Below are 20,142 nucleotides of genomic sequence, written 5' to 3'. Positions count from 1 at the left end.
CGTCGCGCGGAGCGTGCGGGCGAGCCGGCTGACGAGCACCCGGCCGACCAGATTGGCCGCATAGAGGCCGCTCACCAGGCCGGCCGCGGTGTCTTGGGCGATGCCCACGTCGTCGTGCAGATAGCTGGCGGCCCAGAAGTTGAGGGTGAATTCGAGGCCGACGATCGCGAAGATCGTAGTGAGGGTGCGCCGGTGGGAGTGCGTTACTTCGCCTACATCGGCGTTCTCAGCGGTCTTAGTCTCAGCGGTCTCGGCTCCGGTGGTGTCAGGGGTTTGCAGGCCGGCCGGATCCGGCAGGCGCGTCACGGCCACGCCGATCGCCGCCGCGGTGACGAGGACGCAGGCGATCACGAAGGAGAACCGCCAGCTGAGTGCCGTTGCGGCGCAGGCACTGATCACAGCCGGCGTGACGATTCCCGCCAAGCTCACCGCTACTTCGCCCTCGGTCATCGCCACGGCGCGGTCGCGGTGGTGCAGATCCGCGAGCAGCGCCCAGAGCCTGATGAGCGCCGCGGTGGCCAGGGCGCTGATCAACAGGGCGGCTGCGGCGGTCAACGGCAGCACCCGGCCGTAGCCGAGCAGCAGGCTGGCGACCGCGGCACCGCTCAGGCCGCCGACGATCGTGCGCCGTCGCGACGCGTTCGAGTGGATGGCCTGAATGCCGGCCATCATGCCGCCGATGGAGTAGGCGACCTGATGCAGCGCACCGACAAGGTAGGAAGTGTGCTCGGTCTGGCGAAGATACGGCAGGGCCGGACCGAGCGCCGCGTTGAGGATGCCGAAGGCGAACAGAGCGGCAAACGCCACCCACGTCGCGGTGTCGCGGTGGTAGGTCGACTCGCGCGTGACCGTAGCGGCTCCGTTCCGGCGCCGGCTCATAGCGCCCTGTTCGTTTCACCGCGCACGGGACGGCATGCCTGAGGGGTCAAGACAGGATCTCGATGTATCCGTCGGTTCCGTGCACGCGGATCCGCTGCCCATCCCGGATCAGCCGCGTAGCCTGCTCGACGCTCACGACGGCCGGCAAGCCGTACTCCCGGGCGATCACCGCACCGTGGGTCATCAGGCCGCCAACCTCCGTGACCAGGCCCGCGATGCCGACGAACAGCGGCGACCAGCTGGGGTCCGTGAACGTGGTGACCAGGATGTCGCCCGCTTCGAGGTCGGCCCATGCCATGTCGAGGATGACACGCGCCCTGCCCTCGACGGTCCCGGCGGAAACCGGCAAGCCGACCAGGGCACCGGCTGGCACGTCGTCGCGCCGGTACGCCCCGGTGACCGCCTCGCCCTCCGAGGTGAGCACTCGTGGCGGAGTGAGCGCGTGATAGGAGCGGAAGGTCTCCTTGCGTTGTTCGATGAGCTGATCATCCGCCTGATTCGTGCGCGCGACGTCGTGGAGCTCCTGGAACGTGAGATAGAAGATGTCCTCCGGCTCGCGAATCGCGTTGGCCCGTACAAGGCGCTCGGCCTCCCGCAGCAAGGCCTGCTTGTAGACGAAGTAGCGGCTGATGATGGCGTACTTCGGGTACTCCCGGTACCCGATGAAGGCCCGGACCTGGTCGATCATCCGCTTGGTCTCGTCGGCCTTGCGCTCCCCGTCCGGCAGGGCCCGCAGGCGCGCGAGCACGTCTTGTTCCTTTTCCCGCGCCTTCAGCAGTCCCTGCTCGAAGCGCCGCTTTGCGGCTCCCGGCTCGAAGTTCCTGACGTTGTCGAGGATCGCGGGCACGAGCGTGGTGGGGCGCTCGCGCCAACGCGGCCTGGTGATGTCGATCTCCCCGGCGCAGCGCATACCGTACCGGTCGAGGTAGGCCGCGATGGCGTCGCGCGCCTCGGTTCCGCCGGGGAGCTTCGGCAGCTCGTCGAGAAAATCTTCGTCCTCGACGTCCTGCAGGAACGCGACCACCTCCGGCAGCGGACGGATCACGTCGGCGACGTCGAGCAGCGCCAGTCCCATCTCCGAGGTCACGTTCCCGGGAGCGGACAGGGTGAGCGTGTCAGCCGCGTTCTTCTCGCCCAGCCACTCCTGCAGGTTGTCGTTGAGCCACCACGTGGCCTCCATTCCCGCCATGATCGCCCGGAAGCTCAGCGGATCGGTGAGGATGCGCTTGTGCTCCTCGAAGACTTCCAGCAGGAAGTCGAACAGCGCCGGACCGCTCTTCGCCGGGATCTCGCGCTTCAAGGCGGCGAGGAACGCCTCGCTGCGCTCGATCAGCTCGCTGACGATGGCCGGATCTGCCTCGGCAGGCAGCGATGTGCCGCCGGTCGGCGGACCGCCGGCGCCGGGACCTGGGTCCGGGAGGGAGGGAACGAAATCGCCGCGCTCGAGGACGGTCTCCAGGGCGTCGCGCATCAGCGGGTCGCCTCTTCCCATCAGCTCCAGCAGCCCGGCGCGGCTGGCGGGCGCGGCCAGGCGGGGGGTGACGTCGACGAACAGCCTCCCGCCGGCCTCGGGCATCGGCACCAGGGCCGTCAGCTGCCACGCGGAGATCCCCAGCGGCCTCATCGGGTCGGTCATCATCTGCCCGTGACCGACCGAGACGTAGACGTGATTCTCCTGGTCACTGCTTTCGGGGATGGGGAAGAGCGTCGTGATCGGCCGGCTCTGAACGATCTGGAAGCCGCCGTCGACCAGGCACCATTCGATGTCCTGCGGCCGGCCGAACCGCGCTTCGATCCGCCGACCGAGCTGCACGAGCTCCACGACCTGATCATCCGTCAGCGCAGGCTGCTCCCGCTGCTGCGCGTCGACCGCCACTGTGTGCGTGCCGCCGGTCGGCAGGGCGCGAACAGCGCGCTCTTTGACAGCGATCGTCTTGGCGATCACTTCACCGTCGCGCACCTTGAAGACGTCCGGATTCACCAGGCCGGAGACCAGCGCCTCGCCGAGTCCGAAGCCGGCGTCCACGGTGGCGACCCTGCGGTTGCCGGTGACGGGATCGGCCGTGAACAGGATGCCCGCAGCCTGCGGGAAGACCATCTGCTGAACGACCACGGCCATGTGGACGGCGCGGTGGTCGATCCCATTGCGTTGGCGATAAGTCACGGCCCGCTCGGTGAACAGTGAGGCCCAGCACCGGCTGACGTGCCGCAGGATCGCCGCCGCCCCGACGACGTTGAGGTACGTGTCCTGCTGCCCGGCAAAGGAGGCTGTCGGCAAGTCCTCTGCTGTCGCGCTCGATCGCACGGCGCAGGCCGTTTGTTCGCCGAGCCGCGCGACCGCATCGGTGATCGCGTCCGCGAGATCGCCCGGAATGGCGATCGCCTCAATGGTCTGGCGAACCTGCGCGCTGAGCATGCGGATCGACTCCGCGTCGTCCGAGTTCAGCCGCGAAAGCTGATCGAGCAAACCGTCGATCGACGGGGCCTGCGCCATCACCAGGCGGAAGGCGTCCGTCGTCACACAAAAGCCGCCCGGCACGCGGACGCCCTCGATCCGCGACAACGCCCCCAGATGCGCGCCCTTGCCGCCGACGAGCGCGCCCCGCGTCTCATCGACCTCTCGAAGATCCAACACGTACTGCTCGACCACTGCGATTTCCCCGTCCGCCGATGACAACACACGCACATCGCACACCCATTACCCCAAGTGGCGGCGTTGCCCGACGATTCTGCGCCCTGGCCGGGGCCTTGCCGCAAGCCCCCCGGTGCGGTATAAGTTGGGAGTGGCAAGGAGAGTGCTCCTTGCCTTTGTTTTTGCCGCCGGACGGACTCCCGCTCGAATGAGGGTTCTTCACCAGTCGGCGCAAGGAGTTGAGTCGAGTGGTCAGGCGGCGCTTCTGCTGCGACGGGCGGGCGTGCGTCCAGTGCGTTTGGTGGTGCCCTCCGCGTGCTCGCGGACTTGGGCGAGGTCGGCCGCGGCCTGGGCGAGCAGTGCCTCGACGGTCAGGCCGGCGGCGCGTGCGTCGCCGTCGCGGATCGCGTCGAGCAGGGCGCGGTGCGAGGGCATCGGATCCGAGCCGTGCCGGCTGTGATGCACGAACCGGTCGCGCACCTGGAGCCCGGCGGCGAGGATGACCTCCATGCGGCTGAGCACCTCGTTGTGCGCGGCGTTGAGCAGCGCGCGGTGGAAGCGCAGGTCGGCGTCGACCATCGCGTCGGGCGTGTGCACCGCCGCGGCCATCGCGGCCAGGGCCGCATCCAGCTCGGCCAGATCGTCCTCGGTGCGGCGCTCGGCGGCGAGGCGGGCGGCCGCGGGTTCGACGATGCCGCGCACCTCCGCCAGGTTCTCCAGGAACACGAAATTGGGCGCCTCGCGGCCCTGCCAGCGCAGCACGTCCGCGTCGAGCAGGTTCCACGCCTCGCGCGGCCGGATCACCGTGCCCCGCTTCTGCCGGCTCTCCACCAGGCCCTTCGCGGCCAGCACCTTGAGCGCCTCGCGCACGACCGTCTTGCTGACGTCGAACTCGCGCTCAAGCTGCTCGGAGAACACCGGTGCGCCCTCGGGGTACACGCCGCCGACGATGCGTTCGCCGAGCTGCTCGACGACCTGACCGTGAAGCCCGCGGCCCTGGTAGCTGCTCATCAGATCCTTACCGCTCCGTTCGCCTGACTCGGGCAAGTGCTCGAGCTTGGACTTCCCACGCGCGCTTGCACCCCGCGTGCCGCCGGCTAGGCGGAGGCCTTCGCGACGCTCCAGCCGCCGTCCACCACCAGGCTCGCGCCGTTGACGAACGACGCGTCCGCGGAGGCGAGGAACGCAATCGCCGCGGCGACCTCGTCGGGGCGGCCGAGCCGTCCGGCCGGAGTCGCGCTGATGCTCAGCGCCCGGCCGGCCTCGTCGATGTCATCCCACGCCGGAGTCAGGATAGGTCCCGGAAGCAGGGCGTTCACCCGTACCTCGGGGGCGTATTCGACCGACAGCTGGCGTGCCAGCGACACCAGCGCGCCCTTCGCCGCCGCGTAGGCGGGGTGGTCCGGCAGGCCGAAGTTCGCGTGCACGGACGAGGTGAACACGGCGTTGCCCCTGACCTCCTGCAACATCGGCAGGAAGGCGCGCATGCCGTGGTACGCGCCGGTCAGCGCCACGTCGAGCTGGCGGTGCCAGTCGGCGAGTTCGAGATCGAGCAGCTTGGCCGACTTGAAGTAGTACGCGTTGTGGTTGAGCACGTCGAGGCGGCCGTAGTGCTCGCGGACGCGGTCGCGCACGGCTGCCCAGTCGGCGCCGCTGGACGTGTCGCAATGGATGTACTCGGCGTCGCCGCCGTCCGAGGTGATCGACTTGGCGATCTGCCGGCCGGGCTCGTCGGCGATGTCCGCCAGGACGACCGATGCGCCCTCGGCCGCGAACCGGCGGGCCGTGGCCGCGCCGATTCCGGAGGAAGCCCCGGTCACCAGGGCGGTGCGGCCCTCGAAACGGCGTGTCTGCACGGCAGTCCCTTCGGATTAATTATGACAAGTTTTGCAGTTCACGGGTCGCGCTGGCAACCGCGGCCGGATCTTCGCTCGGGTCGGCGGCGGCCGTTGACGGCTCCAGTTTAATTCGTTAATAATGCGGAAATCCGCGCGGGCCGGGAAGCCCTCACCACAGGCAGGAGTACGCAGGATGCTGATACCCTTGCGATCGCTACGCGCCGCGCCGGCCGGTGCGCCGCCCAGATGGAGACGTCGGGGGAGGGGCCCGGCAGGCGTCGCGCTGGTCGCCTCGGCGGCGCTGCTCGGCGTGGCCGGGCCGACCTCGGCCGCCTCCGCCACAGCCGCTCACGACACAGGCGCTCACGACACCGCTGCGCCCGGCGCCGCCATGTCTCGCGCCGCGCTTACCGGCGCGAACACCACGCCGCCGATCAACGACCTGGCGAAGACTCCGTATCAGGGTTGGAACACCTACTACGGCCTCGGCTCGAGCTTCGACGAGGCCACCATCAAGGCCGAGGCCGACGCCCTCGTCAGCCAGGGCCTGGCGGCAGCGGGCTACGACTACGTCTGGATCGATGGCGGCTGGTGGAGCGGCACCCGCGACGCCGCCGGCAACATCACCGTCAGCTCGACGCAGTGGCCGGACGGAATGGAGGCCGTCGCCGATTACATCCACGCCAAGGGCCTGAAGGCGGGCATCTACACCGACTCCGGCCGCAACGGGTGCGGCGGCCCGAACCAGGGCAGCTACGGCCGCTACCAGCAGGACGTGAACACCTTCGCCGGGTGGGGGTACGACGCGGTCAAGGTCGACTTCTGCGGCGGCGAACAGCAGGGCCTCGACCCGGCCACCGCCTACGGGCAGTTCCGCGACGCGCTGCTGAACAACAGCAGCCACCGGCCGATGCTGTTCAACATCTGCAACCCGTTCATCCCCGAGACCGGGGCCGCGCCCGGCCGCTCGGCGTACGACTCGTACAAGTTCGGCCCGAGCACCGGCAACTCCTGGCGCACCGACACCGACATCGGCTTCCCGAACAACGTTCAGTACTCTGACATGCTGCGCAACCTGGACGCGGACGCGGCCCACCCCGAGGCCGCCGGTCCCGGACACTGGAACGACCCCGACTACCTGGCCCCCGGCCTCGGCTTCTCCGGCGACGAGTTCCGGGCCCAGTTCTCCATGTGGTCGATGGTCGCCGCACCGCTGATCATCGGCAGCGACGTGCGCACGCTGTCCGCCGCCAGCCTCAGCGCGCTGACCAACCGCGAAGTGCTCGCCGTGGACCAGGACCCGCTCGGCGTCCAGGGCACCGCGATCTGGACCTCGGCGGCCGGAGACGCGCAGGTGTGGACCAAGCCGCTCTCCGGCGGCGACTATGCCGTCGCGCTGTTCAACCGCCGTGCCGCGCCCCAGCAGATCTCAACGACCGCTCGGCAGGTAGGCCTGCCGACGGCCGGTGCGTACGCGCTGCGCGACCTGTGGCAGCACTCGACGACGGAGACCGCCGGCGCGATCTCCGCGACCGTGCCGGGCCACGGCGTGGTGCTGTTGCGCGTCTCGCGCGCCACCGCCATCGGCGAGACGCAGCCCTCGACGACGCTTTCCCCGGCCGGCATCACGCCGACCGCCAAGGCGCGACTGCCGCTGGCGGCCCCGGGCGACAGCTTCCCGGTGACCGCTGCCTTCACCGACAACGGCCGCAGCCCCATCGTCGACGTCAAGCTGGCGCTGAACCTTCCGGCCGGCTGGACCGCGACCAGCGGCAAGCCGACGAATGCGAGTCGGCTCGGTACCGGGCAGTCGCTGTCCGGAGCGTGGCAGGTCACCGTCCCTAAGGGCACCATGCCCGGACCGGATCAGCTCACTGCGACCGCTTCATACAGCTGGTACAGCGACAGCGGTATCAAGGCTCTGAGCGCGAGTGGTGCCGGTACCGTGCAGGTCCCGCCAGCGCCGCCCTCCGGCGCCGTGCCGCTGAGCCACCACGCGTGGCTCGACGCGGCCAGCGGCTACCTCGTGCCGCGCGTCGACCGTGACGACGCGGGCGGCGGACCGCTGGTGATGCACGGCGTGACCTACCCAACCGGCGTCGGAACCGCCTCGCCCTCCACGATCGACTACTACACCGGCGGCAACTGCACCACGCTGACCGCGACCGTGGGCATCGACGACTCGGCGAACTTCGATCCGAGCGGCGGCACGGCCACCTTCCAGATCTACGGCGACGGCGTGAAGCTCTACGACAGCGGCCTGGTCACCCGCGCCGCCACCCGCGAAGTCTCGGTGAATCTGGGCTCTGCGAAGGTTCTCAGCCTGGTGGTCGGAGACGGCGGCGACGGCGGCTACAACGACCGCGCCGACTGGGGCGGCCTGCAGATCACCTGCGGCGCGCCGGTCGCGACCGTGCCGAGCGGACCGTGGCCGCACTTCGCCGCGCCGTCCACGCTCAGCGCCACCGCGACCAGCGCGAACAACGGCTACCCGGCCTCCAACGCGGTCGACGGCGACGTGACCACGCTGTGGCACTCGCGGTTCAGCCCGGTGCACGACCCGCTGCCGATCGCGCTCATCGTCGACCTCGGCTCGGTGCAGACCGTCACGGGCCTGACCTACCAGCCGCGACTCGACGGCGACATCACCGGCACGATCACCGGCTACACGGTCGAGGTCAGCACCGATGGGGTCACGTTCACCGCCGCCGCGCCGGCCGGCACCTGGCCCCAGGACGCGCTGCTCAAGTCGGTGCAGATCGCTCCGACGCAGGCGCGTTACGTGCGGCTGACCGCGACGGCCGGTGCCAACGGCTACGCCTCGGCGGCCGAGGTCTCGGTCGCGACGCTCCCGGCGGCCTAGCGGATCCGCGGGTGAAACGGTGAGCGACGGCGCGCGGCTGCGATGGAGGCCGGAACTGGGCGGGAAAATCAGCAGCCTGCGTTTCGGCGCGGCCGGCCGCGAGTGGCTGGCCGCGCCGGTCCGGCCGCTCACGGCCCCGGATCCCGGCCAGGACTGGGCAGAGCTGGACTGCTCCGGCTGGGACGAGTGCTTCCCTAACCTCGGCGCGGCGCTGGACCGCGGATTGCAGGATCACGGCGACGTCTGGCGGCTGCCGTGGCTGACGCAGGCTCCTGACTCGCTGGCCGGAGCGGTCGAGCCGGAAGGGCGCGGATACCGCTTCGAGCGCGAGATCACGGCGACGGGCGGCCCACATCAAAACAGCGCGCTGCGAATCGTCTACCGGCTGGAGAACCTCGGCGACGAGTTTCTCGCCTGGACTTGGGCACAGCACATGCTCCTTGCGGCGCACGAACGAATGCGCATCGTGAGTTCGTCACCGATGCGGCTACGCATCGACAGCGCATACCGCGGCGGCGAGCCGGACGACTCAGCGTTCGACGACCTGATCGGCACGGCGGGCGCGGAACCGGTCGCCGAGATCTCGCTCGGTGACACGGCCGGGCGAGCGGCCAAGTTGTGGCTGGAGCCACCGCTGCCGGAGGTCGTGGCGGTCGTCGACGACGGCGCAGGCGAGTGGCTGGCCTGGAAGGTCGCGGACTCGACCTGCCCGCATCTCGGGCTGTGGGTCAACCTCGGCGGCTGGGGCGACCCTCCGCTGCGGCACGTCGCGATCGAGCCCGCGTTCGGCGTGCACGACGACCCCGCCGACGCATACGCCGAGCTCGAACCGCTCGCTCCCGGCGCACGCACGGCCTGGCGCGTAATCATCCAAGCCGGAATCGGCCAGGAGTACGAATTATTTATGAATAAATCTTGACTGCTCGGCCGCCGCGTCCGACACTCGTCGGGACGGGGCGCGTCGACACCTTCCCCACCTCCACCGGCACCCCACCTCAGAAATCGGAGTCACCACAGTGCGGACAAGGACGTTCGTGGGCATGGGCGCGGCGGGCATCGCCGCCTCGCTCGCGCTGGCCGGCTGCTCCAACGGCAAGGCCGCGACCGGCGGCACCGCAGGCGCCGCCGCCCCGAAGAGCGGCCAGATCACCATCGCCTACCTGCAGAAGCAGGGCGACCAGCAGTACTTCATCGACGAGGCCAACGGCGCCAAGGCCGAGGCGGCCAAGCTCGGCAACGTCAAGATCGTCACCGTGAACCTGGGCACCGACTCGAACCAGGCGATCAGCGCGATGAGCACCGAGGTCGGCCAGCAGGTCGACGGCATCGCCATCGTGGTGCCGGACCAGAAGATCGGCCCGCAGGTCATCGACTCGGCCGGGGCGATCCCGCTGGTGGCCAGCGACGACCCGATCAGCAACGGCTCCGGGCAGCCCGCGCCGTTCGTCGGCTTCGACTCGGTGCAGATGGGCACCTCGGTCGGCACTGAGGCCGGCAAGCTGTTCAAGCAGTACGGCTGGTCGGCCGCCGACACCAAGATCCTGGCCGCCTACCAGCAGGACCTGTCCGACTGCCAGCAGCGCGAGCAGGGCGAGGAGGCCGGCTTCGCCGCTGCCGCCGGCGCCAGCCCGCAGATCGTGAAGATCGGCACGGACAACTCGGTGGTCGACGCGCAGAACAAGACCGGCGCCGCGATCACCGCCAACCCGGGCGTCAAGCACTGGGTGGTCTGGGGCTGCAACGACGAGAGCGAGACCGGCGCGGTGACCGCGCTGCAGAACAGCGGCGTGGCCCCGGCGAACATCGACGGCGTCGGCCTCGGCGCGTACCTGACCTGCAAGGACTGGGTCGCCAAGAAGGACTCGGGCAACAAGGCGGCGCTGTTCATCGACGGGCGCGCGGTCGGCGCCACCGCGGTGGACGTGCTGGTCGGCAAGATCCGCGACGGCAAGGCGCTGCCCGCCAAGTCGATCGCCAAGACCACCATGGTCGACGCGACCAACTTCGTGCAGGCGGGCGTGCAGTGCAGCTAGCGGACCAGCGCTCCGACGGACAGCCGGCGGCCGCCTCCCGGCTGCGGGCCGAGGGGATCGGCAAATCCTTCGGCCCGGTGCGGGCGCTGGCCGAGGTGAGCCTGGACGTGCGCGCCGGCGAGGTGCTCGCGCTGATGGGCGAGAACGGCGCCGGCAAGTCCACGCTGCTGCGGGTCCTGTCCGGCGAGCACGCTCCGGACACCGGCCGGCTGCTGCTCGACGGCGAACCGGTCGCCTTCGGCTCGCCGATCGCCGCGCACAAGGCGGGACTGCGGGTCGTCCAGCAGGAACCTGAGATCGTCCCGCACGTGTCCGTCGCAGAGAACGTATACCTCGGCGCGCTGCCGAAGCGGGGCCGCATCGTCGACAAGCGCGCACTGATCGACCAGGTGCGCGCGGACATCGACCGGTACGGCTTCGCCAGCATGCTCGATCCGCGCACGCCGGGCTCGGCGCTGTCCGCGGCCCAGCGGCAGCTGGTCGAGATCCTGCGCGCATTGACCGGCGACGTGCGGGTGATCGCCTTCGACGAGCCGACCTCCTCGCTCTCGGACCACGAAGTCGACGCGCTGTTCGGCCTGATCCGGCGGCTGCGCGACGAGGGAGTGGCAGTCGTGTACGTCTCGCACCGGATGCCGGAGATCTTCGCCATCGCCGACCGCGTGGCCGTCCTGCGCGACGGCCGCTACGTCGGCGACCGGCGGGTCTGCGAGACCCGGGAGGCCGAACTGGTGCGGATGATGGTCGGCCGCGACCTGGCCGACATGTTCACCCGCGACCCGCGCGAGCCGGGCGAGGTGGTGCTCTCGGTGCACGGCGTGACCACCGACGACGTACGCGACGTGAGCCTCGAGGTACGCGCCGGCGAAGTGGTCGGGCTCGGCGGACTGGTCGGTGCGGGCCGGTCCGAGTTGGCGCTCGCCCTCGTCGGCGCGGTACCGATCCACGCGGGCACGGTCGAGGTCGCCGGCAAGCCGCTGCGGCTGCGCGGCCCCGGCGACGCACTGCGCGCCGGCATCGGGTTCGCACCCGAGGAACGCAAGGCGCAGGCGCTGCTGCTGCACCGCTCGATCCGCGACAACGTCTCGCTGGCGATCCTGCGGCGCATCTCCCGGCTGCACGTGGTCAAGCGCGGCACCGAACGCGAGGTGGCACGCACGTACGTCAAACGGCTGTCGGTGCGCGCCTCCTCGATCGAGCAAGAGGTCGGCACACTGTCCGGCGGCAACCAGCAGAAAACCGTGCTGGCGCGCTGGCTGGCCCGCCGTCCCAGGGTGCTGATCCTGGACGAGCCGACCCGCGGCGTCGACGTGGGCGCCAAGGCGGAGATCTACTCCATCGTCAACGACCTCGCCGCCGAGGGGATGGCCCTGCTGGTCATCTCCTCCGAGCTGCCCGAACTGCTCGGCCTCTGCGACCGGATCGTGGTCATGCAGGGCGGCCGGGTGACCGGCCGGCTGCCGCGGTCCGAGGCCACCGAAGAACGGGTCCTGGCCCTGGCCATGGCCGAAGACCTGACCCCTGCTACCGGAGCCGACCGATGACACAGACCGAGAGCCCGGCCGCCGCGACCCGGCCCGAACCGGGCGGCCGACCCGGCGCGCTGCGCCGCGCCCTCGACGTGGTGGGCGTGCAGAACCTGAGCCTGATCGTCGCGCTGGCCGTGCTGTGCGCGGTGATCGGCTCGCAGAACTCGAACTTCTTCCTGATCGAGAACGTCAAGACCATCGGCACCACGGTGGCCATCGTCGGCATCCTGGCCGTCGTGCAGACCGTGGTCATGCTGCTCGGCGGCCTCGACATCTCGGTCGGCTCGGCGGCGGGGCTGACCTCCGTCGTCTCCGCGATGGTGTTCACCAGCGCATCCAGCGCCGCATTCGGCATCCTGGTCGGGCTGGCGGTCGGTATCGCGGTCGGCGTCCTCAACGGCGTGGTGATCGTGTACGGACGGGTCAACGCGGTGATCGCGACCCTGGCGACGTACTCGGCGCTGCGCGGCCTGGCCAACCTGATCTCCAACGGCCGCGCGCAGGGCTACACCGGCACCGACTCCACCTTCGTGTTCATCGCCCGCGGCAGCGGCCTGGGCATCCCGATCCTGGTCTGGGTGCTGATCATCGTGGCGCTGCTGGTGCACCTGATGCTGCGTTACACCGACATCGGCCGCAACATCTACGCCATCGGTGGCAATCCGACCGCCGCGCGGCTGGCCGGGATCAACATCAACCGATACGTCGTGGGCTGCTATCTGCTGGCCGGCTTCGTGGCCGCCATCGCCGGCATCCTGCTGACCGCGCGCACCGGTTCGGGGCAGCCGACCTCCGGAAGCCAGGGCCTTGAGCTGCAGTCCATTACCGCGGCCGCCCTCGGTGGCGTGGCGCTGCAGGGCGGCAAGGGCGGCATCTCCGGCACGGTCATCGCGGTCATCCTGCTCGGCGTGCTGCAGAACGGGCTGACGATCCTCAACGTCAACTCGTTCTGGCAGGACATCGCCCAAGGCGCCCTGCTGGTGGTCGCCGTGGTCATCCAGCAGCGTCGCAGGGGCCTGCGAGCGTTTGGCCTGCCGCGATGACGAACTGCGACACCGACTGGGATCCGGAGCCGCGGCCGACGCCGCGCTCCAGCGAGCTGCGCGAGGTGCTCGGCCGGGACCGCGTCATGGCGATCCTGCGGTACCGCGAAGGCGGCGATGTCTCCGCCGCGATCGGCGCGCTGGCTGACGGCGGGATCAGGGTATTGGAAGTCACCGTGGACACGCCCGGATCGTGGGACGCGATCGAGCGCGCCGCCGCGACAAGGCCGCAGCTGGTGGTCGGCGCCGGCACGGTGACCGACCCGCGGCAGGTCCGGCGGCTGGCCGCGATCGGCGGCCGGTTCGTGGTCAGCCCCGGCTTCGACCGGGACGTGGCCGCCGCCGCCCTTGACGCCGGGCTGGAACCGCTGCCCGGCGTGATGACCGGCACCGAGGTGCTGGCCGCGCGCAAGGCGGGAGCGCAGTTCTTCAAGCTGTTCCCGGCCGGCGCCCTCGGCGAGCGGTATCTCAAGGAGCTGCGAGGCCCGTTCGGCGGCGAGTCCTTCGTGCCGACCGGAGGCGTTTCGGTGGCCCGGATCCAGGACTGGCTGAACGCGGGGGCCTTCGCGGTCGCGCTCGGCGGCGAGCTGGCCGGGCGCACCGCACCGGGCGCACACGACGAGGCGGCGGCGATGGCGGCGGTGGAGGCGATGACGCAGCGGGCCCGAGCGGCTCTGCGCGCGGCGGGGGGAGCGGTCGCATGAAGATCACAGCTGTGACGACCTACGCGGTGGCGCCGCGCTGGCTGTTCGTGCGTATCGACACCGACGAGGGTGTGACCGGCTGGGGCGAGCCCGCGCTGGAAGGCCGGGTGCGTACGGTCGCGGCGGCCGTCGACGAACTCGCCGAGCTGCTGGTCGGCGCCGATCCGTTGCGTATCGAGGCGCATTGGCAGGTGCTGACCAAGGCCGGCTTCTACCGCGGCGGCGCGGTGCTGGCCTCGGCGGTCGGCGGAATCGACCAAGCGCTGTGGGATATCGCGGGCAAGGTACGCGGCGTGCCGGTGCACGAACTGCTCGGCGGACCGCTGCGTGACCGGGTGCGCGTCTACTCGTGGATCGGCGGCGACGGCGAGCAGGACGTGGCCGAGCAGGCCGCGCACAAGGTGGAGCAGGGCTTCACCGCGATCAAAATGAACGCCTCGGCGCAGCTGCGGCCGATCGATACCCCCGCCGCGGTGGACCAGGTGGTGCGCAGGGTGGCGGCGGTGCGGGAGGTGCTCGGACCGACGCGTGACATCGCGGTCGACTTCCACGGCCGCGTGTCCACGCCGATGGCCCGCAGGCTGCTGCCGCTGCTCGAACCGCTGGCGCCGATGTTTGTGGAGGAGCCGATCCTGCCGGAGCACTCGGCGAACCTGGCCTCGATCGTGCGGTGCACCTCGATCCCGATCGCGACCGGCGAGCGGCTGTACTCGCGCTGGGATTTCCGCGCCGCCTTCGAGGCCGGCATCGCGGTGGCGCAACCGGACATCTCGCACGCCGGCGGCATCTCCGAGGTACGCCGGATCGCCGCGCAGGCCGAGACGCACGACGCGTTCCTGGCCCCGCACTGCCCGCTCGGCCCGGTGGCGCTGGCCTCGGCGCTGCAGGTGGACTTCGCGATACCGAATCTGCTGGTGCAAGAGCAGAGCCTGGGCATCCACTACAACGGCCAGGGCTCGGACCTGCTGGACTACCTGACCGACCCGGCCGTGTTCGAGTACCGCGACGGCTGGGTGCAGCGGCCGGCCGGTCCGGGTCTGGGCATCGAGGTGGACGCGAAGGCGATCGAGCAGGCGGCGAGCTGGGCCGCGGAGCACGGCTATGAGTGGCGCACCCCGATCTGGCGGCACGATGATGGCAGCCTGGCCGAGTGGTAGCGCGAGGCGATGGGCGCAGCGCGGCGCGCGTCCTGAGTCGTAGTCTGCGTGTCGTAGTCGGCGAGTCGCGATCCGCCGGTCGTGATCTGCGCGCCGTGACCCGCGAGTTGTGAGTTGTCATCTGTGAGCTGTGAACCGTGAGCAGACTGCTGACGATCGGCGAGACCATGGGTGTCGCCGTCACGGACACCGGAGATCCGCTGCGCACCGCGCGGCAGCTGCGGCTCTCGACCGCGGGCGCCGAGTCGACCGTCGCGATCGGCTTGCGCCGCCTCGGGCACGAGGCGGTCTGGGTCGGCGTCGTGGGGGAGGACGAGCTTGGCGCCCGGGTGCTGCGCGACCTGGCCGCGGAAGGGGTGGACACCCGCTTCGCCCGCGTCGATCCCGAGCGGCCGACCGGGTTCATGATCCGCGAGCTGAGGACGGCCGACTACACGCGCGTCAGCTACTACCGTGAGCACAGCGCCGGATCGCGCCTTTCCCCGGCCGACGTCGAAGCCGCGTTCTCGGCGGTTGCCGACCTCGACCTTGTCCACCTGACCGGCATCACCCCGGCGTTGAGCGAGAGCTGTGGCGAGGCCGTCCGGCACCTGGTCGAGCTGGCGAGGCGGGCCGGGATCCCGGTCTCGTTCGACGTGAACTATCGCAGCACCCTGCCCGGAAGCGCCGGCCTGGCCGCCTTCGTCGCGGAACTGCTGCCGCAGGTCGCCCTGCTGTTCGTCGGAGACGACGAGCTCGCGCTCGTGACCGAGGAGGCCGACCCCTGGCGCGCGGCCCGCGAACTCGTCGCGCTGGGACCGGCCGAGGTCGTGGTCAAGCGCGGCGCCGACGGGGCGCTCGCGGTCACCGCGGACGGTGGCCGGTGCGAGCAGCCGGCGCTCCCGGCGCGCGTCGTGGACGCCATCGGCGCCGGAGACAGCTTCACGGCCGGATACCTCGCGGCGCGCTGCGACGGACTTCCTCTCACCGAACGCCTGCGCTGGGGAGCGGTGGCGGCCGCGTGTACGGTCGGCACACACGGCGACTGGGAAGGCCTGCCGACGCGCGCCGACCTACAGCGCCGCTCAGCCGGCGGATCCATCACCGTACGCTGATTCAGTCTGCGTTCGGTGCGCGTTCAGTGCGCTCCAGGCCTCGGTCAGCGTGCGGCGAGCCGCTGGCTGAGCAGGCGGCGCTCCGCTTCGGTCGGGGCCAGCGCGAGCGCCGTGCGCAGGCACGCGTCGGCCTCGGCGGTGCGGCCGAGGCGATGCAGCAGGTCGGCGCGAGTGGCGTGCAACAGGTAGTAGCCGTCGAGCCGGCCCGACTGCGCGATTGCTTCGATCAGCGGCAGCGCCGCCTCAGGGCCCTGCGCCATCGAGAGCGCGACGGCGTGGTTCAGGTCGACGATCGCGCTCGGGGCGACCCGGGCCAGCTGCTCGTACAGCCCGACGATCTGCGGCCAGTCGGTCTGCGCCGTCGAGGGCGCGGTCGCGTGGCAGGCCGCGATCGCCGCCTGGATCTGGAACGGACCGGCCCGGCGCCGCCGCAGTGCGCGCTCGAGGATCGCGCCGCCCTCGGCGATCTGGTCCCGATCCCATCGGGAGCGGTCTTGATCCCGCAGGGTCACCAACTCGCCGCCGGCGTCTACGCGGGACGGGCGCCGCGCGTCGTGCAGCAGCATCAGCGCGAGCATGCCGTGCGCCTCGGGTTCGTCCGGCATCAGCGCCGCGAGCACGCGAGCGAGCCGGATCGCCTCCCGGCTTAGCTGGGCCTTGTGCTCCTGATCGCCGTAGCCCTCGTTGTAGAGCAGGTAGAGGACGTGCAGGACGCCCGGCAAGCGCTCCGGCAGCAGGTGCGCCGGCGGCACGCGCAACGGGATCACCGCGTGCGCGACCTTCTGTTTGGCGCGGAAGATGCGCTGGCCCATCGTGCGCTCCGGCACGAGGAATGCGCGCGCGATGTCGGCGGTGCTCATTCCGGCCAGGGCTCGCAGCGTCAGCGCGACCTGCGCGTCGAGGTTGAGTGCCGGATGGCAGCAGGTGAACATCAGCTCAAGCCGCTCGTCCGGGATCTCGCTGTCCCTGGTGTAGGGCACCGGCTGCGCCTGTTCCAGCGCCGCCCACGCCCTGATCTTCGCCGACTCGGTCGAAGCGCGGCGCATCCGGTCGACGGCGCGGTTGCGGGCGGCGGCGGTGAGCCACGCCAACGGCTGGCGCGGCACACCGTCCGCAGGCCACGTGCGCAACGCCTGGGTGAAGGCGTCCTGCGCGCACTCCTCGGCCAGGTCCCAGTCGCCGCCGGTGAACCGGATCATGGTGGCCACGATCCGGCTCCACCCGTCGGCGTAGATCCCGGCGATGAACTCGCTCGCTGATTCGCTGGTCATCGCCCGCAGCCCGTCACCGGTCCGCCGCGCGGCGGGCGGCTCAGTCCTCGACCCAGAACGGGCGCAGCTCGATCACGCCGGCCCAGGCCATCGGGTGCCGGGACGCGACCTCGACCGCCTCGTCCAGATCAGCGCATTCGAGCACGTCGAACCCGGCGATCAGGTCCTTGGTCTCGGCGTACGGGCCGTCCGTGAGCAGCACCTCGCGGTTGCGCACGCGCACCGTGGTCGCGTCGCTGCCCGGCCGCACCCGGTTGCCCATCAGCCGGATGCCCTTGCCGTCCATCTCGGTGACCCAGTCCTCGACGTCCGGCGCGCCTTCGGCCGCCCCCGGGGCGAGGTCCGGGTCCACACACACCAGCATCAGATACTTCATCGGTCTGCTCCGTTCACGGGTAGCTCGGGTGGCGTCTTTCGCCGTTTCCATCTCCATGACGAACGGGCCGGCCGCTCTACTACAGGCTCGCGCGAAAAAACTTCGGGCGCACCCGGCGCCGACCGCGATCCGGGCACTGAGCCTGCGCAGTCCCGAAGCGTGGTCAGGCGTCGGCGCGCTCCAGCGAGTACCCGAGCATCGGCCAGACCGCGCCCTTGACCGTCTGAGTCTTGTCCCGGTCCGGGTCCCGTCGGTACCCGGCCCGCTCGGCGGTCCGCCGCGAGGCGACGTTGTCCTGATGCACGCACAGCCACAGAACTCGCAGATCGGTCGAGCGCAACGACCACTGGCTAAACAAGGTCAGCGCGCGTGCCCCGATCCCTCGCCCGCGCCCCCCGGCGGCGACCCAGTAGGAGATCTCCCCGCAGATCCCGTCGTGGCACAGCGCGATGTTGCCGAGCCGGGCGCCGGTCTCCGCGTCGCAGATCACGAAGCCCTCGTCGGTGCTCGACGACCGCAATCTGGCGATCGCGGCCAGCACCTCCTGCGCGGTCAGCGTGGGGGATTCGGTGGTGAACTGCTGGATCAGTGGATCTCGCACGCTGTCGGCATACCAGGCCGCATCCTCGTCCGCCCACGGCCGCAGCCGCGCTACTCCATCGTCCAGTTGACCGTCGCCCATCCCGCCACCCTGCCAGCGCGGTGATCAACCGCGCTACCCGGGCCCGGAACGCCAGTTGACGGACCTTCGGCTGGCCGCGCGAGCTTCTAGTTGATACGTCAACCGGCGCGGTGGCGCTGGAGCTCAGGCCAGCACGGTATCGAGCCACCGCGAGATCTCAGGAGTCACCGGGTCGGTGGCCTCGGCGAATTCGGTGTTCTTCTTGAGGAAAGCCGCCACGTAGGGGCACACCGGCACGATGCGCTTGCCCTGCCCGCGCGACTCGGTCAGCGCCTCGCGCACCAGCCGCGAAGCCAGGCCCTGCCCGGCGTAGGCGTCATCGACCTCGGTGTGATAGAAAACCCGCTGGTCACCGTGGTCGCGGTAGGCCACGACGCCGGCCCGCCGGCCGTCGACCTGGATCTCGTAGAGCTGCTCTGCCTCGACCTGCTGGACGGTCGCGGAGTTGGTCGGCTGGCTCATGCGGTTGCCTTTCGGGTGTGCGGGTGCGGGTGCGGTACGGATCTGGGCCGGCTCAGCGGCGGGGCGGATTGCTGCGCGGCAGGATGGTGGCATTCGGCAGCGCGGGTGCCGGAAGGCGATTGCCCGGATAGCCTCGCACTACCCCGAAGCGGTCCGAGGATGTTTCCCAGTCCTCCCGGGCGCGCGCGATGTCCTCGTGGCTGCGGCCGACGAAGTTCCACCACATGACGATCTCTTCCCCGAAGGGCGGACCGCCGAGCAGGATCGCGCGCGCTGCGCTGTCTGATGCGTTCCTCAGCGTCATGAGGTCGGTGCCGTCGGGAAGGTAGCCGAGTTCGGTGGGATGCAGCAGCGTGTCGAGCATGCGAATGTCCCCGCTGTCCACAAGCAGACCGTGCTCGAAGGAGGCATCCAGAGCGAGGGTGACTGACGCTCGCGGGTCGAGCACGATCTGCGCGCCGAGCAGGGGGGTGAAGGTGTGCACCGGAGAGGTGCTACCGGCCAGCGAGCCCAGGAACACCCTGATCTCGGCGCCGTCGACCCGGATCGGCGCAGGAGCGTAATGCTCGAAAGCGCGCGGAGCGTTGCGGTGCTCACCGGGTAACGCCACCCACAGCTGTACGCCGTGCAGCACGTGGACGCGCCCGGTGGAGACCTCCGAGTGGGCGATGCCGTATCCGCCGGTCATCAGGTTCAGCTCCCCGGGCCGGATCAGCGCGTGGCTGCCGAGGCTGTCGCGGTGTTCGATCTCCCCGCTGAACAGCCAGCTGACGGTCTGCAGCCCGGTGTGCGGATGCGGCGGGACGGTCATGCCGCCGGTCGTGGCGGTGTCGTCGGGCCCGTAGTGGTCGGCGAAGCACCACGCTCCGATCAGGGTCCTGGATCGCTGCGGCAGCGTGCGCCGCACGAGCATCGCGCGCGGACCGCCGAGGGGCACCTCCCGGGCGGTGAGCACCTCAACGCCGGGCGTGTCCGCCGGGTGGCCGCCGTCGACCGCCGCCCCGCACTTGAGTTCCGCCGGCTCGGTTTCCACGTTGCTCACCGTCAGCTCCTCCTCTTGCATCGCTCCGTCGGGGGTGGCACCGGGAGGCGCCGCCGGCTGGCCATGGTCAGGACTGGTCCTCGTTCAGCTTCGCCACGACGCGGTCGGAGACCTGCGCGAGCGTGCGCAGCTCCGCCGGCGTGACGTGGTCGAGGAACAGCGCGCGCACCGCCTCGACGTGGCGCGGGGCGGCCGCCGCGAGCAGTGCCCGGCCCGCGTCCGTGATCACGATGAACGCGCCGCGGCCGTCCTCGGGGCACTCCTCGCGCACCACCAGCCCGCGCTTGACCATGCGCGAGAGGTGGTGTGACATCCGGCTCTTTTCCCACTCCAGGGCCTGGGCCAGCTCCAGGAACCGGCGGCGCCCCTCCGGCACGTCGGTGAGCTGGACGAGCACCGCGAAGTCCGCGCTGGAGACATTCGACTCGGTCTGCAGCAGGTGCGCCAGCCGGCCGCCGAGCCGTTCCTGCAGGCGGACGAAGCTGCGCCAGGCGCGCTGCTCCTCGGGCGTCAACCACGGCACGGGCTCTCCCATGG

At 70.7% G+C, this 20,142-nt stretch carries 18 protein-coding genes and 1 pseudogene; 9 read left to right on the top strand and 10 right to left on the bottom strand.

Annotated elements, in window-relative coordinates; genetic code table 11:
- The 4 genes from VFA06_RS22620 to VFA06_RS22605 form a co-directional block, all read right to left on the bottom strand.
- Positions 1 to 879 (bottom strand): MFS transporter (locus VFA06_RS22620; protein WP_324842689.1); only part of this gene is annotated, 879 nt, incomplete at its 3' end.
- Positions 880 to 925: 46 nt separating this feature from the next.
- Positions 926 to 3,529, bottom strand: a complete 2,604-nt coding sequence (gene rph, locus VFA06_RS22615) for a rifamycin-inactivating phosphotransferase (protein ID WP_349260300.1) — start codon at positions 3,527 to 3,529, stop codon at positions 926 to 928.
- Positions 3,530 to 3,763: 234 nt separating this feature from the next.
- Positions 3,764 to 4,522 carry a FadR/GntR family transcriptional regulator gene (locus VFA06_RS22610; RefSeq protein ID WP_324842687.1) on the bottom strand — a complete coding sequence of 253 codons (759 nt, stop codon included), beginning with the start codon at positions 4,520 to 4,522 and terminating at the stop codon, positions 3,764 to 3,766.
- Positions 4,523 to 4,608: 86 nt separating this feature from the next.
- A complete protein-coding gene (locus VFA06_RS22605; protein WP_324842686.1) occupies positions 4,609 to 5,367 on the bottom strand; it encodes an SDR family oxidoreductase in 759 nt (252 codons plus the stop codon).
- 175 nt (positions 5,368 to 5,542) lie between these two features.
- Between VFA06_RS22605 and VFA06_RS22600 the strand changes: the two genes are divergently transcribed.
- From VFA06_RS22600 to VFA06_RS22565, 9 genes and pseudogenes are all read left to right on the top strand, one after another.
- A complete protein-coding gene (locus tag VFA06_RS22600) occupies positions 5,543 to 8,212 on the top strand; it encodes an NPCBM/NEW2 domain-containing protein (protein WP_324842685.1) in 2,670 nt (889 codons plus the stop codon).
- A gap of 19 nt (positions 8,213 to 8,231) precedes the next feature.
- Positions 8,232 to 9,131 (top strand): hypothetical protein, encoded by a 900-nt coding sequence (locus tag VFA06_RS22595; RefSeq protein ID WP_324842684.1) that lies wholly within the window; start codon positions 8,232 to 8,234, stop codon positions 9,129 to 9,131.
- A 97-nt stretch (positions 9,132 to 9,228) separates the two neighbouring features.
- On the top strand, positions 9,229 to 10,245 hold the full coding sequence (locus tag VFA06_RS22590) for a substrate-binding domain-containing protein (RefSeq protein ID WP_324842683.1): 1,017 nt from the start codon (positions 9,229 to 9,231) through the stop codon (positions 10,243 to 10,245).
- 86 nt (positions 10,246 to 10,331) lie between these two features.
- Positions 10,332 to 10,727: pseudogene (locus VFA06_RS26170) on the top strand (ATP-binding cassette domain-containing protein); the annotation flags it as partial.
- Between the two features lie 150 nt (positions 10,728 to 10,877).
- The gene (locus VFA06_RS26165; protein ID WP_414639949.1) at positions 10,878 to 11,789 is read left to right on the top strand and encodes an ATP-binding cassette domain-containing protein; all 912 of its coding nucleotides are present in this window, start codon (positions 10,878 to 10,880) and stop codon (positions 11,787 to 11,789) included.
- A complete protein-coding gene (locus tag VFA06_RS22580) occupies positions 11,786 to 12,817 on the top strand; it encodes an ABC transporter permease (RefSeq protein ID WP_324842681.1) in 1,032 nt (343 codons plus the stop codon). Before VFA06_RS26165 ends, VFA06_RS22580 begins: the two co-directional genes overlap by 4 nt.
- Positions 12,814 to 13,521, top strand: coding sequence for a bifunctional 4-hydroxy-2-oxoglutarate aldolase/2-dehydro-3-deoxy-phosphogluconate aldolase (locus tag VFA06_RS22575; protein WP_324842680.1), 708 nt, complete (start codon positions 12,814 to 12,816; stop codon positions 13,519 to 13,521). Before VFA06_RS22580 ends, VFA06_RS22575 begins: the two co-directional genes overlap by 4 nt.
- Positions 13,518 to 14,678 (top strand): galactonate dehydratase, encoded by a 1,161-nt coding sequence (gene dgoD / locus VFA06_RS22570; RefSeq protein WP_324842679.1) that lies wholly within the window; start codon positions 13,518 to 13,520, stop codon positions 14,676 to 14,678. The genes VFA06_RS22575 and dgoD overlap by 4 nt, the downstream gene beginning before the upstream one ends.
- Before the next feature lie 137 nt (positions 14,679 to 14,815).
- Positions 14,816 to 15,772 carry a sugar kinase gene (locus VFA06_RS22565; RefSeq protein WP_324842678.1) on the top strand — a complete coding sequence of 319 codons (957 nt, stop codon included), beginning with the start codon at positions 14,816 to 14,818 and terminating at the stop codon, positions 15,770 to 15,772.
- A 44-nt stretch (positions 15,773 to 15,816) separates the two neighbouring features.
- Here VFA06_RS22565 and VFA06_RS22560 read toward each other — a convergent pair whose 3' ends face one another.
- The 6 genes from VFA06_RS22560 to VFA06_RS22535 all read right to left on the bottom strand — a co-directional run bounded on the left by VFA06_RS22560 (position 15,817) and on the right by VFA06_RS22535 (position 20,140).
- Positions 15,817 to 17,043, bottom strand: a complete 1,227-nt coding sequence (locus VFA06_RS22560) for an RNA polymerase sigma factor (protein WP_324842677.1) — start codon at positions 17,041 to 17,043, stop codon at positions 15,817 to 15,819.
- Positions 17,044 to 17,083: 40 nt separating this feature from the next.
- Positions 17,084 to 17,419 carry a YciI family protein gene (locus tag VFA06_RS22555; protein ID WP_324842676.1) on the bottom strand — a complete coding sequence of 112 codons (336 nt, stop codon included), beginning with the start codon at positions 17,417 to 17,419 and terminating at the stop codon, positions 17,084 to 17,086.
- Positions 17,420 to 17,582: 163 nt separating this feature from the next.
- Entirely contained in the window at positions 17,583 to 18,101 is a 519-nt protein-coding gene (locus tag VFA06_RS22550) for a GNAT family protein (RefSeq protein ID WP_324842675.1), read from the bottom strand.
- A 123-nt stretch (positions 18,102 to 18,224) separates the two neighbouring features.
- Complete coding sequence (locus VFA06_RS22545; protein WP_324842674.1) at positions 18,225 to 18,563, bottom strand: GNAT family N-acetyltransferase; 339 nt, start codon at positions 18,561 to 18,563, stop codon at positions 18,225 to 18,227.
- Positions 18,564 to 18,615: 52 nt separating this feature from the next.
- A complete protein-coding gene (locus tag VFA06_RS22540; protein ID WP_324842673.1) occupies positions 18,616 to 19,605 on the bottom strand; it encodes a pirin family protein in 990 nt (329 codons plus the stop codon).
- Between the two features lie 67 nt (positions 19,606 to 19,672).
- Positions 19,673 to 20,140 (bottom strand): MarR family winged helix-turn-helix transcriptional regulator, encoded by a 468-nt coding sequence (locus VFA06_RS22535; RefSeq protein ID WP_324842672.1) that lies wholly within the window; start codon positions 20,138 to 20,140, stop codon positions 19,673 to 19,675.
- Positions 20,141 to 20,142 lie beyond the last annotated feature (2 nt).

Source organism: Actinocrinis sp. (assembly GCF_035653575.1).
Lineage (GTDB): Bacteria > Actinomycetota > Actinomycetes > Streptomycetales > Catenulisporaceae > Actinocrinis.
Note: the sequence above shows the minus strand (reverse complement) of the source record. Positions and strands in the feature narration are given on the sequence as shown.

Excerpts from the sequence above, each read along its gene's own strand:
- VFA06_RS22610 (WP_324842687.1), bottom strand. The coding sequence starts at position 4,522 with ATGAGCAGCTACCAGGGCCGCGGGCTTCACGGTCAGGTCGTCGAGCAG.
- VFA06_RS22600 (WP_324842685.1), top strand. The coding sequence starts at position 5,543 with ATGCTGATACCCTTGCGATCGCTACGCGCCGCGCCGGCCGGTGCGCCG.
- VFA06_RS26165 (WP_414639949.1), top strand. The coding sequence starts at position 10,878 with ATGCCGGAGATCTTCGCCATCGCCGACCGCGTGGCCGTCCTGCGCGAC.
- VFA06_RS22580 (WP_324842681.1), top strand. The coding sequence starts at position 11,786 with ATGACACAGACCGAGAGCCCGGCCGCCGCGACCCGGCCCGAACCGGGC.
- VFA06_RS22575 (WP_324842680.1), top strand. The coding sequence starts at position 12,814 with ATGACGAACTGCGACACCGACTGGGATCCGGAGCCGCGGCCGACGCCG.
- dgoD (WP_324842679.1), top strand. The coding sequence starts at position 13,518 with ATGAAGATCACAGCTGTGACGACCTACGCGGTGGCGCCGCGCTGGCTG.
- VFA06_RS22560 (WP_324842677.1), bottom strand. The coding sequence starts at position 17,043 with ATGACCAGCGAATCAGCGAGCGAGTTCATCGCCGGGATCTACGCCGAC.
- VFA06_RS22555 (WP_324842676.1), bottom strand. The coding sequence starts at position 17,419 with ATGAAGTATCTGATGCTGGTGTGTGTGGACCCGGACCTCGCCCCGGGG.
- VFA06_RS22550 (WP_324842675.1), bottom strand. The coding sequence starts at position 18,101 with ATGGGCGACGGTCAACTGGACGATGGAGTAGCGCGGCTGCGGCCGTGG.
- VFA06_RS22545 (WP_324842674.1), bottom strand. The coding sequence starts at position 18,563 with ATGAGCCAGCCGACCAACTCCGCGACCGTCCAGCAGGTCGAGGCAGAG.
- VFA06_RS22535 (WP_324842672.1), bottom strand. The coding sequence starts at position 20,140 with ATGGGAGAGCCCGTGCCGTGGTTGACGCCCGAGGAGCAGCGCGCCTGG.